This is a genomic window from Binatus soli (SeqCode) (assembly GCF_050015535.1).
GTDB lineage: Bacteria > Desulfobacterota > Binatia > Binatales > Binataceae > Binatus > Binatus soli.
In genome coordinates, this window is record NZ_JBEKBF010000010.1 from 63571 (window position 1) to 78935 (window position 15365).

18 protein-coding genes are annotated in these 15365 nt (G+C 62.9%); 10 read left to right on the plus strand and 8 right to left on the minus strand.

The annotated features are described in order from the left end of the window. The first annotated feature begins 6 nt into the window (after positions 1-6). From ABR989_RS09335 to ABR989_RS09350, 4 genes are all read left to right on the plus strand, one after another. Positions 7-513 carry a 6-pyruvoyl trahydropterin synthase family protein gene (locus ABR989_RS09335; protein ID WP_428127816.1) on the plus strand — a complete coding sequence of 169 codons (507 nt, stop codon included), beginning with the start codon at positions 7-9 and terminating at the stop codon, positions 511-513. A gap of 148 nt (positions 514-661) precedes the next feature. Beyond that, positions 662-1699, plus strand: a complete 1038-nt coding sequence (locus ABR989_RS09340; protein ID WP_428127818.1) for a sigma-54 interaction domain-containing protein — start codon at positions 662-664, stop codon at positions 1697-1699. 16 nt (positions 1700-1715) lie between these two features. Then, on the plus strand, positions 1716-2168 hold the full coding sequence (locus ABR989_RS09345) for a response regulator (protein ID WP_428127820.1): 453 nt from the start codon (positions 1716-1718) through the stop codon (positions 2166-2168). 173 nt (positions 2169-2341) lie between these two features. Next, positions 2342-2710, plus strand: coding sequence for a DUF4870 domain-containing protein (locus ABR989_RS09350; protein ID WP_428127822.1), 369 nt, complete (start codon positions 2342-2344; stop codon positions 2708-2710). A gap of 42 nt (positions 2711-2752) precedes the next feature. On the opposite strand, the gene ABR989_RS09355 is transcribed toward ABR989_RS09350, so the two are convergent. The 3 genes from ABR989_RS09355 to ABR989_RS09365 form a co-directional block, all read right to left on the minus strand. Beyond that, positions 2753-4894, minus strand: coding sequence for a hypothetical protein (locus ABR989_RS09355; RefSeq protein WP_428127824.1), 2142 nt, complete (start codon positions 4892-4894; stop codon positions 2753-2755). Positions 4895-5001: 107 nt separating this feature from the next. Beyond that, positions 5002-6081, minus strand: a complete 1080-nt coding sequence (locus ABR989_RS09360; RefSeq protein ID WP_428127825.1) for a hypothetical protein — start codon at positions 6079-6081, stop codon at positions 5002-5004. A gap of 305 nt (positions 6082-6386) precedes the next feature. Continuing rightward, positions 6387-6791, minus strand: coding sequence for a hypothetical protein (locus tag ABR989_RS09365; protein WP_428127827.1), 405 nt, complete (start codon positions 6789-6791; stop codon positions 6387-6389). A 64-nt stretch (positions 6792-6855) separates the two neighbouring features. On the opposite strand from ABR989_RS09365, the gene ABR989_RS09370 reads away from it, so the two are divergent. Beyond that, positions 6856-7554 carry a hypothetical protein gene (locus ABR989_RS09370; protein WP_428127829.1) on the plus strand — a complete coding sequence of 233 codons (699 nt, stop codon included), beginning with the start codon at positions 6856-6858 and terminating at the stop codon, positions 7552-7554. An 85-nt stretch (positions 7555-7639) separates the two neighbouring features. Here the strand turns inward: ABR989_RS09370 and rpsU are convergent, their stop codons facing one another. Further along, positions 7640-7837 (minus strand): 30S ribosomal protein S21, encoded by a 198-nt coding sequence (rpsU, locus tag ABR989_RS09375; RefSeq protein ID WP_304820716.1) that lies wholly within the window; start codon positions 7835-7837, stop codon positions 7640-7642. Between the two features lie 292 nt (positions 7838-8129). Between rpsU and ABR989_RS09380 the strand changes: the two genes are divergently transcribed. The 5 genes from ABR989_RS09380 (at position 8130) to thiE (ending at position 12223) form a co-directional block, all read left to right on the plus strand. Next, positions 8130-8909: an SDR family NAD(P)-dependent oxidoreductase gene (locus ABR989_RS09380; RefSeq protein WP_428127831.1), complete on the plus strand. Its 780-nt coding sequence runs from the start codon at positions 8130-8132 to the stop codon at positions 8907-8909. Next, positions 8909-10027 carry a CehA/McbA family metallohydrolase domain-containing protein gene (locus ABR989_RS09385; RefSeq protein ID WP_428127832.1) on the plus strand — a complete coding sequence of 373 codons (1119 nt, stop codon included), beginning with the start codon at positions 8909-8911 and terminating at the stop codon, positions 10025-10027. Before ABR989_RS09380 ends, ABR989_RS09385 begins: the two co-directional genes overlap by 1 nt. 464 nt (positions 10028-10491) lie before the next feature. Continuing rightward, positions 10492-10710 carry a sulfur carrier protein ThiS gene (gene thiS / locus ABR989_RS09390; RefSeq protein ID WP_428127834.1) on the plus strand — a complete coding sequence of 73 codons (219 nt, stop codon included), beginning with the start codon at positions 10492-10494 and terminating at the stop codon, positions 10708-10710. A gap of 40 nt (positions 10711-10750) precedes the next feature. Next, positions 10751-11527 carry a thiazole synthase gene (locus ABR989_RS09395; protein ID WP_428127835.1) on the plus strand — a complete coding sequence of 259 codons (777 nt, stop codon included), beginning with the start codon at positions 10751-10753 and terminating at the stop codon, positions 11525-11527. 6 nt (positions 11528-11533) lie between these two features. Further along, the gene (gene thiE / locus ABR989_RS09400; protein WP_428127837.1) at positions 11534-12223 is read left to right on the plus strand and encodes a thiamine phosphate synthase; all 690 of its coding nucleotides are present in this window, start codon (positions 11534-11536) and stop codon (positions 12221-12223) included. Here thiE and ABR989_RS09405 read toward each other — a convergent pair. The 4 genes from ABR989_RS09405 to ABR989_RS09420 are packed head-to-tail and all read right to left on the minus strand — an operon-like array spanning position 12171 to position 15331. Next, complete coding sequence (locus ABR989_RS09405) at positions 12171-13082, minus strand: redoxin domain-containing protein (protein ID WP_428127838.1); 912 nt, start codon at positions 13080-13082, stop codon at positions 12171-12173. The genes thiE and ABR989_RS09405 overlap by 53 nt on opposite strands. Positions 13083-13114: 32 nt before the next feature. After that, positions 13115-14020: a cation diffusion facilitator family transporter gene (locus tag ABR989_RS09410; RefSeq protein WP_428127840.1), complete on the minus strand. Its 906-nt coding sequence runs from the start codon at positions 14018-14020 to the stop codon at positions 13115-13117. Between the two features lie 15 nt (positions 14021-14035). Then, positions 14036-14557 (minus strand): adenine phosphoribosyltransferase, encoded by a 522-nt coding sequence (locus tag ABR989_RS09415; RefSeq protein ID WP_428127842.1) that lies wholly within the window; start codon positions 14555-14557, stop codon positions 14036-14038. A gap of 54 nt (positions 14558-14611) precedes the next feature. After that, entirely contained in the window at positions 14612-15331 is a 720-nt protein-coding gene (locus ABR989_RS09420) for a peptidoglycan DD-metalloendopeptidase family protein (RefSeq protein WP_428127843.1), read from the minus strand. Positions 15332-15365: the final 34 nt, after the last annotated feature.

Here is a 15365-nt window from a genome sequence, read left to right on the forward strand (position 1 = left end):
GAGTCGATGGCCGCGAGAGCGAATTTTTCAATTCATGTAGCGAAAGAGAATCTGAAATTTTCGGCCGCGCATTTTATCGCCTACCCGGGGTTTCGCGAACCGCTGCATGGCCATAACTACCAGGTCGGCGTGTACGTCGAGGGGCGGCTGGCGAAGACCGGCTACGTGATCGATTTCGGGCTGATCAAAAAGCTCACCAAGGAGATCGTCGATCGGCTCGACGAGCGTACGATCGTTCCGGCCAACAGCGATTGCCTGACGATCGACGGACCCAAGGACGGGGTGGTGCGAATCCGCTACGAGAACGACGAGTTCGTGTTGCCGGCGGCCGACGTGTGTATCGTGCCTATCGTGCATAGCTCGGCGGAAGAACTCGCGCGCTACATTTGGGAGGAGTTGGCGGCGGCGCTGGGCGCGCGCGGTGCGCTGAAACTCGTGACGACGATGGAAATCTCGGTGGCCGAGGGGCCGGGTCAGTCGGCGCACTATCGCAACTCGACGGGCGGCATCTGATCGCGTTCTTTCCGTAACAATTTCCGCGATTTTAGGGCGTCTGATCCGCTCACTTGCAGTCATCGTCCTGTCAACTGTGTGCCCGGCGTGAGAGGATTTCGTAAGTAAGGGGAGATCTCTCATCGTCGGTTACGGAGCGAAAACAGGGGTGGCGTCGCAAGCGAAATTCGCGGAGCCGGAGGCACCTTTTGCGGTCGAGCGGGTACTGCTCGGGGCGCATCCGGCGATCGTGAAACTGCGCGCGTTGGTCGAGCGCGTCGCGCCGACCGAGGTGACGGTGCTGATCACGGGCGAGAGCGGCACCGGCAAGGAAGTGGTTGCGCAGGCGATTCATGCGCTGTCGCCGCGCAGCCGTCAGCCGTTCGTGCCGGTGAACTGCGCGGCGATTCCGCACGAGCTGCTCGAGTCCGAGATGTTTGGCCATGAGCGGGGCGCATTCACGGGCGCCGCAGCGTCGCGTCACGGGCTGCTGACGACGGCCGATCGCGGCACGATCTTCCTGGACGAAATCGGCGAGATGGTCAACGGGTTGCAGGCGAAACTTCTGCGCGTGCTCGAAGACGGCGTGGTGCGGCCGGTTGGCGCGGACCGGGCGACGCGGATCGATGTGCGCGTGATCGCGGCGAGCAACGTCGATCTGGCCGAGGCGGTGGCGAAGGGCGCGTTTCGCAAGGATCTTTTCTATCGTCTGCAGGTGGTACCGATCGTGATTGCGCCGTTGCGCGAGCGGCGTTCGGATATCCCGCTGCTGACGGAACACTTTCTCGGGCGCATCCGCGATCGCACTCCCGGGCGCGAAATCGCAATCAGCCGGGAGGCGATGGTGGCGCTATGGTCGTACGATTGGCCGGGCAATGTGCGCGAGCTCGAGAATATGGTCGAGCGGCTGGCGATTCTGTGCGAGGGCTCGATTATCGACACGTCGATTCTGCCAGAGTACCTGGTGGCAGGCGCGCGGCCTGCGACGGCTCCGATTGCAGTCAAGCTGAGTGACGGCCCAGTGAACCTGAACAACTTGGTACGGGAATTGGAAGGTAGATTGATAAACGATGCGCTAAAGCAAACCGGAGGGAACAAACAGGCGGCGTCGCGGTTGCTGGGACTCAAGCGGACGACATTTTCCGCGAAGCTAAGGCGCTGCGGTGTGATAGCTCCGGCAGCTTTGGACGACGGCGAGGAAGACTAGACGAGCAAGGAATTCTATGGATGAAGCAAACAGAGCGCCTCAGATAATGGTGGTTGACGACGATCAAGACACCGTCGTAATCCTTGCCCACCATTTGCGGCGCGAAGGCTTTGTCGCGATAGAGGCCAACTCTGGAGCACAGTGTCTCAAACTGGTTCATGAAAACGAAGTTGACGTAATTCTGCTCGACCTGATGATGCCCGAAATGGACGGCTTCGAGGTCGTGAAGGCGCTTCGGGACGATCCCATGACCGCGGAAATCCCAATCATCATGATTACTGCGCGCGACGATTTGGATGCGCGGGCCGAGGGGATGCGCCTGGGAGTCAGCGACTTCCTGGCCAAGCCGGTATTCCGGCGCCAGCTCGCCAGCCGCGTCCGTGCACAGCTCGAAGTGGTCGAGACGGCGCGCAATGCGAGCGCGGCGATGGATCGCCTCGAAGCGGTGAGGAATCGGCCGCAGCATTAGGCTGGTTGGCGAGATCGATTGGAGTGCCGGGGTCACGGTTCGGTAGTTCCGTCTTGCCGCAGTGCGCGGGCTGCACGCGAGCGCATTGCGATCCCCTGACGCGTTCGACTACAAATTAGTGGGCAAGGATCGCTTCCAGGATCATCGTTCGAGATGAGAAGGAGAAATTCGCGATGAACGGTGAGAGCCGAAAACCGCAAGCTAACATAATTGCGGCGCTGACATACCTGCTGGGCTTCGTCACCGGCCTGATTTTTCTTTATCTCGAACCGTACAATCGGGACGAATTCGTCCGCTTTCACGCGCGTCAGTCGATTGGCTTCTCGGTTGCGTGGTTCGCTATCGGCGTCGTGTTCGGCGTATTTATCGCGGTACTGCCCCATGGATTGGGAGCGCTGCTTAATTTTCTTCTGACGCTAATCGACATCGCACTCGCGGTGTTCTGGCTTTTCCTCATGTACAAGGCCTACAACGGCGAGCGCTACCGGATTCCCGAGCTGGCCGACATCGTCGATAGCATCGCGGGAACTCCGACCGCGTAGCATCGCGCATCGCGCTCACGGCGCGCGGCCAATTTCCGAAATCTACTTATCCGCGGCGTCGTCGGGCGGCTGATCGGTCCCGTCTTCGTTTTCGGCCGTCGCAGGCGGTGGAACCTGCGACTCGATGTTCGCGGTACCCTGCGGCGCCATGCGCAAGCTCGGCTCGCGATCAATCGCGTCGAGCACGCGGCGCGAAATTTCGTCGGTGATCTGCGGCGCGGAGTAAGTTTCGGCGGGATAGCGAATGACTATTTCCAGGCCGGCCTTGCTCAGATACAAGCGGCTTTGGGGCTTGGGCGTCTCGAGCATGATGTTGAGGTCGCGCTCCAGATGCCGATAGTCGCGCATCACGCGGTCGCGATAGCGTGCGAACACTTCATCGACAACCTCGAGCAGGCGTTTCTCGGCCAGCCGGTAGTCGATATTGGGGGCGAGCGTGAGCCGCACCTCGTTCCATACGAAGCTGGTGCCGGGCGCCTGCTTGAAGAAGTTGCCCGACGGCTGAAACACGATCGCGTTGGAAAACACTGCCACGCGGCCGGTGGGCTCGTGATGCGTCCCGGCGCCGCCGAGCTCCATCAGCGAAAGTTTCACCAGCCCGATATCGATCACGTCGCCGGTCACGCCGCCGATTTGGACGCGGTCGCCGGCCTTGATTCCGAATCGCCCGATTAGAAAGAAGTAGCCGGCGATCGACAAAATCACATTCTGCAGAGCGACGGCGATACCGGCGGCCGCGAATCCCACCACGGTGGCGGCCGATCCGATCTCATCGGAGAAATTGATCAGCACGACGACCAGGACGATCAGCCCGAGCACGAGACGGCGCGCCGCCATCACCTGCCCGCGGCGGCGAATATCGGTCACGTAGCGGTTGGTGATCCATCGCCACGCCATCGCACCGAGAAAGATCAGCATGAAAGCGGCGCCCAGCCCGATCATGCGGATGACGAGGCTTCTGAATTCCTTGTTCCAGCGCTGTTCGATCGCGGCGTGCCACCTGCCGACGTTGTTGGTGTAAATCCCCAGCAGCACGATCTGCTTGCTGAGCGGCAGCGCGGCGTCTCTTGCGAGTTGGTACTCTTCGAGCAGGCTCTCGAATGATTTCGTGCGGTCTTTGAGTGTTGCGACGTCGGCGGTGGCGGTGCCCTGCGAGAGTGCGTTTCCGCGCGCGTTGAGGTCGGCGATCAAGCTGATGATCGACTGGCGGACACCGGCGGCGCGCACGGCCAGCGCTTGCGCGAGCGCGCTGTTCTGATCGAGGGCCTCGAGTTTGTTGCTGAGCGCGATCAGTTCGGTGGTGAGGCCGAAAATCCCGGTGGGCTCGGCTCTCGCCACGAAGGTGCTCTCGGCCGGGAGGGCAGTCGGCCGTTTGCCGCTGCTATCGGAAATCGAATGCTCGAGCTCGTCTATTTGCGCGGCCAGTCCGCCGCTCTGATCGGGCGACGAGCTGCCGCTTTTGAACTGCGCGAGTGCCTTGAGCGTATTGACGCGCTCCTGTTTGAGATCGAGTTCGCTCTGCGATTCTTGAATTTCGGATGCGATCGCCGCGCGCTGGCGGGCAGGCGCTTTGGCGAGCCGCGCCTGCAAATCCTTGATGCGCGCGCGGATCGCATTCGCGGCGGCGTCGAGCGCCTGGTAAGTTTGCGTGACGTTGCCCAGCCCGGCAGTGTCCGCGCCCGTGGCGACCGACGGTGAACCGGCGGATCCAGCGGCGGCGCGGGCGTTTGGGTTGGTCTTGGCAATGAACTTCGCTTGCTTGCGCGCGTAGTCGAAAGCCAGCCGCAGGACTTCGCCGGCTACCTGGCGGTCATCGGCGAAAAAAAGTGTTTCGTCAGGATCGCGCACCAGCTGCGCTTCGACGCTTAGATGCCCGTACCAGCTGATCACGTCGCTCAGATACGAAATCACGGTCTGCGCGTCGGGAGGCGACGCGGCCGCCGATGTGTTGCGTGATGCGGGACTCGACGCGGATGCCGGCTGGGGCGCGGCGGTTACCAGGACGGTCGGCGCCACCGATGCGGTTTGGGAATCGGTCGCGGGCTTCGGACTCTGGGCGAATGCGGGCGCGGTAGTCCCGCCGGGAAATCCGGCAATCGCGATCGAAAGTGCAATCGCGAACGCGCCTTCAATTCGAAGGCGCATGCCGGCTGACGGAATCGAAGTCTTACCGTGGGGACGCATCGCGATTAGTCCGGACCCGGGATGCGCACGCCCGCGCCGAGTCAAAACAAACCCTACCACTGAGGCGAGAAGAAATCCTGACTCGGGTGCAGGGGCTGGCCCCTGTCTCAGTTGCCGACGCGGGCGGCGCCGCGCTCGGGCGCGAGATCTGCGTAGCGCGCGGGAGGCGTCCAAGGCGTGTCGAGCGCGTCGAACTCACGCATCAACCCGTCGATGTCTTTGACGTTGGCGGTTTTGCGGATCAAATCACGGACCATCACGGGCCGCTCGTTCAGCCGGTGACGAAGCATCCCGCGAATCGCGCGTTCCGCCAGATCGTTCACGACCTTGCGGCCGGATACGGGCTTGCCGTCAACGGTGAGCAGCGTGCGCGCCTGAATTTCAGAGAGCGCGGTGCGCAGGTACTCGACGTGCGGCGATTCGTCGGAGCGGATGAAGCGCACGAGGTTGGCGGCGTCGATCGGAGCGTCGGAAACTTCGGGGTCGGACAGGATTTCCTCGGCCCACGCGAACGTCGAGGTGGCGAAGACTTCGATCGCGAGCACGTTGGCCATGAAGCGAATCAGTCGCTCTACCTGCTGGCCAAGCTCCGGGAAAAGGGCGACGGGCTGGGAGGATCCGCGCTGTGCGATGAGGTTCGCGTAAATTTCAGATGAGATCGCGGGATTGGACAGCGCCGCATCGCGGGCTGCGTCCCACATCTGGCGATGGCCGCCCTCTTCGGTCCATCCCGCTTCGTCGCGCGCGTGCGCTTCGAACAGGCCGCCGGTGAGATGGGCGATCGCGGTGCCGGCGGTGTTCTCGCGGATGAAGGTGGCGAGAGGCGGCACGGGCAGCTCGCGAATCATCGCGCCGAAGCCCTCGACGATCGCGATTTCGGACAGCCATCGCACCATCGGCTCGCGCACGCCCGAGCGGAGGATGAATTTTACCTGCGCGACGTTGGGCGCCTGCGGCGAGATAGTGTCGGCGGGAATCTCGAAGAGCGGAGTTCCCGAGGTCGCGACGTGCTGCTCCTGCCAAGCCTTGATAGCCGGCACGCGGAACGCGGTCCGCGGGGAGCGGTAGTGACCGTCGGCGTCGAAACCGCCGTGGCATTTCACGCCCTTGACGATAAGCGGCTCACGGGTGGGAACGTTGGCGAGAATTTCTTCTTTCGAGAAGTTCAGTTGCGATTCATGAGGCATCGAAAGGTCCCCTGGATTCCTGCGTAAATGCGCCGCCGCAAGCGTTCAGGAGCACGCGACTACTTGCCTAACATACGTTAGGGTCTCCAAATGAGTCAACGCCGTCGAGTGTGACTAAAAATCGCCATCATTGATCCCCGCCGCCGCAAGCGCGCCTCATTTTGCGGCTGTGGGCGCGTGCGGATCGCGCGTAAAGAGGGCACGGGGGCCATCGGTTGTCAAGTTTCGATTCGGATCTTAATCGATCGCTCAATGTTGCCCGGCCTCTGTACGCGCGCTAGTTAAGATCCCGTCTGTATTGATCGTTACTCTTGATGGCCTGAAAACGTCGCGCGGATTGCAACGGCAAAGTCGGGGGATTTGACCACCGAGCCAACGCGCGCATATCCATCGAGCCGCTGCTTGGATTGAGAAGTGGTGTGGGCAGGCGGGTGGGCATCGCGGATGCTGAGCGGGCTGATGGTCCGATGAAAAGAGCCGGTGCGCATGGCGCAAGTTTGTTTTGGCGCTTTTCGATCTCGGAGCCCTGAAGTCCGCGCCGTCGGGCGCTGCGGCTGGCGTTGTTGGCGCGACGCGACGGCTATACGACGCATTCCCGGCATCTCCCGAATCGATTTTTCCCCCATCACTCGCAGTTCCAATTCGAATTTTGAAATATCTGTCCAACGGCCCCTGACGGTGTCCGGCGGTAAGGCCTCGCGCCGATGCACGTGCGTTCGCACGTCCTCGACCGCGGCACGCCGACCGGAACTCGAAGCCTTGGGAGGTTGAGTTGTGCGAAACGGACGCCTGGTTCATCGACGCGCCCACGCATCGCGATTTGCTTACGGCGCGCCGTCGCCGTTGGAGCGTCTGCAATCGTTGTCAGCATTCGGCAGCCCGCGGGCGTTTTCACGCGTGGCGCGCAGCGCGCAAGTCGAGGCCGCGCCGTGGAAGATGCAGCGTTTGCAGCTCGGCAGCCGCCTGCCGATCAATCTGCGTCATTTCCTGGCCGAGCACCTGGGGTCCTCGATGCGTGTCGAGGACGACTCGATCGTCGCGCTCGAACCGCGCTCGAATGAAACCCTGATGCGCGAGCTGGCTCGGGCGATTCGGCGCTTTTCCGCCGAGCGCGCGCGCGAAGCATGGTGTGAATGCGCGATGGGACTGGATCGGCTCGAGCGCGAGTTCTTCGCCGCGCCCAGCGACGACCGCGGACCCGTCGTGTTGTGCCTGCGATGCTCGTGCGTGGGCGCCGGTCCTCTCGATCAGCATTGCGGGAGCCGATGCATCCCCGTCCACCTGGGCGCCGAGGTGCGCGCGCAGCAACTCGAGGGCGAGTGCGTGGATGGGGCGCTGAGGCCCGACGCGCTGCGTCGCGCGGTCGAGAATTTCCGCCTCCGCCGGACCGAAGGCGGCCTGCCTCATTATGATTTGGACTGCTACGTGGCGGGCGGACAGGTGATTTTCACCTGGCGTCCGTTGCAGGCATAGGGCAACGAAAACGATTCACTGAAAGAAAACGGGCGCCGGATTTCTCCGTCGCCCGATTGGCAATCAGAATTTCAGTTCTTGGGATTTACATCGCGGACGCCCGACGGCGGCGCTGTTCCTTACGGCGGCGGCGCTGGGCCTCGGAACGCTTGCGCTTGCGACGGACGCTGGGCTTCTCGTAAAAAGCCCGCTTCTTCATCTCCTTGAATACGCCCTCCTTGGCCAGCTTGCGTTTGAGTACTCGCATCGCCTGGTCAAGAGAGCCTTCGACCCGAATTTCCATAGTCCTCCGTCCGTCCGGTGATTAGCCTATCGAGCTTAGGTCCGCCCTTGGTCTGAGTCAACCAGCGCAGGTGCATCGGTGCATCCAGGTGTTCTCCGCGGATCCCATAATTGCTCTTCATGCGCACAACCCGCGTCTGGTAAAGGAATGGAATCGGCAGGGGTGACCCCTGCACCCAGTATTAGGAGGGACGGATGCGGCGCTTCGTGCCTGTTCGAAAGGTTAGGGCGCGGAGGAGCGTCAGCTTGTTCGCGGGACTGCGAAGCGCGATGCGTACAAAAGGAGCTTCGAGATGGATTTGGGTTTGACGGGAAAAGTCGCGATGGTGACGGGCGCCAGCCGCGGTCTGGGCCGCGCGATGGCTCACGCGCTCGCGGACGAGGGGATGTACCTCAGCGTTTGCGCGCGAACCCAGGATACGCTGACCGAAGCAGTCGCCGCGCTGACGCAGACCGGGTCGGCGCCGCGACCGGCGATGGGGTTGGTCGCCGACGTGACGAAGCCCGAGGACGCGCAAAAGTGGGTGGATGAAACCGTCAGGAGATTCGGCGGAATCGACGTGCTCGTCAACAATGCCGGCGCGGCGCGGCCGGGGGCGCTCGCGGAAATCCCCGAGTCGGCGTGGCAGGAGCAATTCGATCTGAACCTGTTCGCGCCGGTGCGGTTGGCGCGGCTGTGCGCCCCGCACATGGAAAAGCGCGGCGGCGGTTCGATCATCAATATCGGTTCGATCTACGGGCGCGAGTCGGGCGGGCCGCTCACCTACAACGCGTCGAAAGCAGCGCTGCATTCGTTCACCAAGATGCTCGCGCGCGAGTACGCGCCGAAAAATATCCGCGTCAACACGATCGCTCCCGGCTCGATACTCACGGCCGGCGGAAACTGGGAGCAGCGCTTTCGCGAGAATCCAGCCTTCGAGAAGGATTTCATCGGCCATGAGATGCCGGCCGGGCGCCTGGGCCGTCCCGAGGAAGTCGCGTACGCGGTCGTGATGCTCGCGTCGCCGCGCGCGAGCTGGATTATGGGCGCCAGTATCCCGGTGGACGGCGCGCAGGGACGATCGATCCTGTGATGATGCGGCTGCGCTTTTTCTTCCGATTCTGCTTCCCGATTGTCGCGGCGCTTATCCTCGCGGGATGCAGTGCGCCGCTGCCGAGCACCGAGCTTCCGCCGGCACGGTTCGTCTCGGCAGCGCCGGAGTTTCCCGGCTTTGAGGACTACCGCGGAATCATCAATCTGCCGATCAAAACGTCGGGGATGGATCAATCGGAAATCGCGGACCTGGCCAAGGCTGCGCAAATCGATTTCATTTTTCTTGCCGATCGCGTCCAACCCGGTGAAAGCGAAAGCGACTCCGACTTCGGAATCGCAGGATTCTCGAACGGCATTCTTTTCATTCCGGGCGGCGCGTTCGAAATCGGCGGCAGCGAGATAATCGGCGTGAACATCCACGAACCGATCAAACCCAACCTCGCGCCCAACGATTTGATTTCGGCGATTCACGACCAGGGCGGACTTGCGATTGCGGCCGACCCCGCGAAGTTTGCGTCGTCGGCAGACTATGCACTGGCGGACGCGATGGAGGTTTACAACCAGCGCTCGGCCTGGACGGCGCAAAATCCCGCCGCGCTCTACTTTCGCGCGATTTTTCTCGGCATCGATCATTTCCTGTCCGGGCTGGACCTTCGCCCCGATGCGAACCTCGCGCTTTACGACCGAATGACGGCCGGCGCGCGGGTCCCGATGCTCGCGGGAATGGGCGCGCCCGACAACATGAACGTGCTCGGCGCGAAGGTCGGCACGTTGCCGCAGCTTTTTCTGTTCTGCACCACCCATCTGATTGCGCGCGAGCGCGATTCGGCGCCGATGCTCGAGGCTCTCCGGCTCGGACATTCGTATGCGAGCTTCGACTATCTGGGCTACGTCGGCGCGTTCGCGTTCTTCGCACGCGTGGCAGACACAACGACAATGATGGGCGATGAAGTGCGCCTCGCGCCGGGACTGGCGCTCAAGACCGAACTGCCCGGCGCGGCCGATCGAATCGCGATGTATCAGAACGGCGCTGAAGTGGCGTCGGCCGAGAATGCGTCGATGCTCGAGTTCGCGCCGAAGTCGCCGGGCGCGTACCGAATCGAGGCCTATCGCAGCGGCAAGCTATGGATCCTGTCGAATCCTGTGTACGTGCGCTGAAGCAGGGGTGAGCAGGGCTGAGCCCTGCACCCAGTGTTAAGGCCGCGCTCCGTTGTCGCGCGCAGTCTCTTAATACCGGCCTCCCGTGCCAACGGGTCTCAATACTGCGCTGCAGTCGCCACGGCCAGGGGTGACTCCTGCACCCAACCTTGCTGCCTCCGCCACATTGGCTCCAATGAACGGCCGTCGTGGCCGGGCAGGGCGTCTAGTTTATACGGCGATTCCCGAACTCATACCGGCTCGCGCAGCGCGCGCATTTTTGACAGGCTCCCGGTCGTGATCGTATAGTCAGATCGGGCTGTGGGCGTGCATAGTGCGCACTGAGAGAGCTCCTGCGGCAGAACAAAAAACAAAAACCCCGCGAACCTGATCCGGATAATGCCGGCGTAGGGAAAAAAACCGACGGCGCGACGTTCGCGGCTGCGCCCGGGCCGCTTCCCCAATACCAGGGAAGCGGCTCAAAAATGCTGGACTCCATCGCAACCTCAATTACACTCAACGGCGACCCGTACCCGCTCGACCGTGACACGGCGCTGACTGCGCTGTTGGAACGCCTGAACATGCGCCGCGGCCGCGTGGCCGTCGAGATCAATCACGAGATCGTGCCCAAGGCCAGATACGACGAGACGATGGTAAGGGCGGGCGACCATGTCGAGATAATCAACTTCGTCGGCGGCGGATAGCCGCCCGCCCGCAAGGCGGTGAAAAGGTGAAAAGTAAAATATGCAGGACACGTCATTTGAATTAGGCGGAATAAAATTCCACTCGCGTCTGATCGTCGGCACCGGCAAGTATCGCGACTTCGCCGAGACCAAGGCTGCCGTCGAAGCAAGCGGCGCCGAAATAGTGACGGTCGCGGTGCGACGCGTGAACATCACCGATCGCGGCAAGGAAAATCTGCTCGACTATCTCGATCCCAAGCGCTACCAGATTCTTCCCAACACCGCGGGATGCTTCACCGCCGACGAGGCGATTCGGACCTGCCGCCTCGCGCGCGAGGTCGGCGTGGGCGAGCTGGTGAAGCTCGAGGTGATCGGCGACAACCGGACGCTGTTTCCCGATGTCGCCGCGACGATCGAAGCGGCCAGGGTGCTCGTCAAGGAGGGATTCAAGGTGATGCCGTATGTCACCGACGATCCGGTGACTTGCCTGAGGCTCCAGGAGATCGGATGCGTGGCGGTCATGCCGCTGGCGGCGCCGATTGGCTCAGGCCTGGGAATCCGCAATCCATACAATCTCGCGATCATCATCGAGCAGGCGAAGGTCCCGGTGATCGTCGATGCGGGCGTGGGGACCGCGTCCGATGCCGCCGAGGCGATGGAATTCGGATGCGACGGCGTGCTGATGAACACCGCGATCGCGGGCGCGAAGGACCCGATTGCGATGGCGCGTGCGATGAAGCTTGCGGTCGAGGCGGGGCGCCTGGCGTATCGCGCGGGCCGGATCGAGCGCAAGCTCTACGCGACCGCCTCCAGCCCGCTGAGCGGCCTGATAGGGTAGGCCGCCTTGTCGCCGCGGCCGCGCGTCAGCTTTAGACTTTATCTGATCACCGATCGCCGCGTCGTAAAGAACGGCGATCTCATCTCCGCGTGCGAAACCGCGCTGACGGTGGCGCGGGAAGCCGCGCCGCCCGGAACCGTCGCGTTGCAACTCCGCGAAAAAGATTTATCCGCGCGCGCGCTCTACGAACTGGCGCTCCGCCTTCGGGAAATTTGCACGCGCGCCGGTGCGCCGCTGATAGTGAACGATCGCGTCGATGTAGCAATTGCCGCGGATGCCGACGGTGTTCATCTTCCCTTCGATTCCATCGGCGTCAGCATGGCGCGCAAGCTGCTCGGGCCCGATCGACTCATCGGAGTGTCGAGTCACTCGCCCCCCGATGTAGCCGGCGCCGCGCGCGAGGGCGCCGACTTCGCGGTTTTCGGTCCCGTCTTCGATCCGCTATCCAAGCCGGCCACCGCGTCCGCGCGGGGTGCGAGCGGCCTTCGGGCGGCGTGCGGCGCGGGCGCGATCCCGGTCTTCGCACTCGGCGGCATCACGCCCGATCGCACGCGCGAACTGTTCGCATCTACCGACCCGGCCGCGCGACCGGCAGGAGTCGCGTCGATCGGAGCGATATTTGCCGCCGACTCGCCGGCCATGGCTACCGCGGCGATGCTGTCGGCGCTCGACCCGTCGTGGACTCGCCGGCGATGACTGACTTTGCCGCGTCGAGGAGAGTATCCGGCCGCGGCAGTTCACGATAATAGGGCGACGTAAAAACCCATCGCACGACACCATCTCGATCGACGACAAAAAACGCCGGTATCGCGTTGTCGGGCTCGGCATTGCGATGATGTTGCACAAGACCGAGCGGTGCGAGGACGGTCTCGGCGGTATCGCTCAGCAGCGGGATTTTCGTGCGGAGAAATCCCGCGAGCATCTTCGATCTTTCGATGGGATCGGTGCTGATCGCAACCGTATCAATGCCGGCGCGGCGAAAATCGCCGGCACGCGCGGTCAGTTCAGCGAGCTCGAACCGCGCGAACGGGCAATAGTCTCCGCGATAGATGTAAACTAAAGTTGCGCTCGCATCGGAAGGCGCCGGTCCACGGCGGATCGAGTCGTTCTGATCGACGAGCGCGAAGCTTGGGAATCGCTGTCCCACCGCGAGCTTCAGCTTAAACGGCGGATTCATCGTCCCGCGCATCGCGTAGCTGACGAATCGGCCGCCGCCCGCTCCAACGACGATGCACGCCATGAATGCGAGCAGACCGAATCCGAGTTTGGCGTGCGGCGAATCGAGTCCCAGTGCGAGTCGCAACCCCACAATCGAGAACACAATCGCAGCTGCCGCGATCGCGAACGCGGGCCACGGAATTCGTTCGTGAATGCCCATCCACGGCGCCGACCAGAACGACACCAGAACATATTCATAGAGCGCGAAGCCGCACGCGATCAGGATGACAGCACCGATCGCTCGGATTGGCTGAAATGGCGGAATAAGCCAGGGCTCGTCGTACAACTCCGGCGCGCCCTCGTCCAAGCCCGGACCGTCCGGTTCCGAGGTGGCCATCAGTTGAGCATGCCGGCATTCATCGGGTTGAATCAGAAATGTTCCGGCTCGCGTTCGCGGCGATTGTCGCATTCAAGCTGCAAGGTTAGATGGTGGATGTCGAACTTGGTCTGGAGCAGATGGCACATCTCGGCGAGCACTCGATCGCGATCCACATCCGGGGCGACCACCGCGTGCGCCGAAAGCGCGATCTGCCGGGTCGTCAGACACCAAACGTGAAGGTCGTGAATCTCTTCGGTGCCGCTGACGGCCAGCAGGTCGTTGCGCATTTCGTCCAGGTCAATATGCGACGGCACCGATTCCATCAGGACGTCCACGCCCTCGCGCACCAGACCCCACGAACCGTACAGCACCAGGCCTCCGATCAATATGCTCACGGCGGGATCGGCCTGCATCCATCCGGTGAAATAATTAAGCGCGCCGGAAGCGAGCACGCCCACCGAGCCAACGAGATCGGAGATGACGTGCACGAACACCGCGCGCATCGCCATCCCACGCCTTGGGCCGCCGGCCGTGTCGGTCGAGGTCATCCACGCGGAGAAGGTGTTCACGCCGATTCCGACGATCGCGACAGCCATCACGCCCAGCCCTGAAACCGAACGGGGGTTTCGCAGCCGGCCGACCGCTTCGATCCAGATGAAGACCACCAGCAGCCAGAGGAAAAGGCCGTTGAGCAACGCGCCGAGGATTTCCGCGCGAAGGTAGCCGTAGGTTTTCAACGACGATGCGGGCCGCGTCGATATCCACAGCGTCAGCAGGCCCAGGCACAACGCTGCGATGTCGGTGAGCATGTGGACGGCGTCGGAAAGCAGAGCCAGGCTGCCCGTCAGATAGCCGCCGACGAGTTCGGTGACGAGATAGACCGACGTGACGCCGAGGACGGCTAGCAGGCGGCGCCGATCCGAATCCGCAGTCGCACGCGGTTCGCGATTGTCCATCGGGCTCCGCATCGCTTAATCATAGTGGATTAGCGAGAAGCAGTTGACCGGCGCCAGGCGCTCGCGTCCCTTGAGCGCGTCGAGCTCGACCACGAACGCGCATCCGATCACATTGCCACCGATCTTTTGCACCAGTTGCAGCGCCGCGGCAGCCGTGCCGCCCGTCGCCAGCAGGTCGTCGACCAGGAGCACGCGACCCAAGCCTTCGAGCGCGTCCCGATGCATCTGCAGCGACGCGCTGCCGTACTCGAGGTCGTAGGCCTGATCTACAGTATTGGACGGGAGCTTGCCGGGCTTGCGAGCAATCGCGAAGCCGACGCCCAATCGATACGCCACGGGCGCTCCGACGATAAAGCCGCGCGACTCTATTCCGAGCACGACGTCCACTTTACCGAGGTAAGGCTGCGCCAACTGATCGACCACCGCGGCGAAACCGCGCGCGTCGGCGATTAGCGGCGTGAAGTCCCTGAATACTATTCCGGGCTTGGGAAAGTCCGGGACGTCACGAATCAGTTTTTTAATTTCTTCGGTGGTCATCGTTGATTCCATCGCACAGGTTTCGGGCAATCCCGCGGGCGACGGTCAAAGATACTAGCTGCCGCCGGCCGCGGCAAAGCTAATCGCGCCGGAGGATGTCGGCTCGGGCAGATAGGCGAGCGGGTCTTTGGCGACGTTGTCGCGGCGCACCTCGAAGTGGAGATTCGCTCCGGTGGTGCGCCCGGAGCGCCCGATCTCTCCGATCTCCTGTCCGCGCGCGACCCGATTGCCCTCGCTGACCAGGTTGCGCTCATTGTGGCCGTAAACCGTCGCGTAATCGTCGTCGTGCCGAATGATCACGGTGTTGCCGTAGCCGTGAAGCGTGCCCGAAAAAATCACGACGCCGCTGTCGGCGGCATAAACCGGAGTGCCGGCCGGCGCCGCGATATCGACGCCGTCGTGCATCGCGCCGTTGCGGATTCCGAATCCCGACGACACCACTCCTTTTGACACCGGCCACTGGAATTGGCGCGACGCCCGCTCGCCGGTGTACGGATGCACACCGCTCGAGGCAGTCCCGATCGACGCGGCCCGATACGCGCCCGGAATCGTCAGGACCTGGCCGACGCGCAGCTCACGCGGATCGCTGAGCCCGTTCGCCACCATCAAGCGTCCGACGCTGACGCCGTATTCATTTGCTATATGGTAAACGGTCTCGCCCGCGACGACGACGTGAGTGACCGGGCGTTGCGCACCGACGCGAGAGTTGGCCAAAAGTGGCGCGCCGCTACCGCATCCCGCCAGCGCGAGCGACGCGGCGAGCGCGATTGCCACGCTCGCGCGCGAAATCCACCGCGTCCCTGTCATC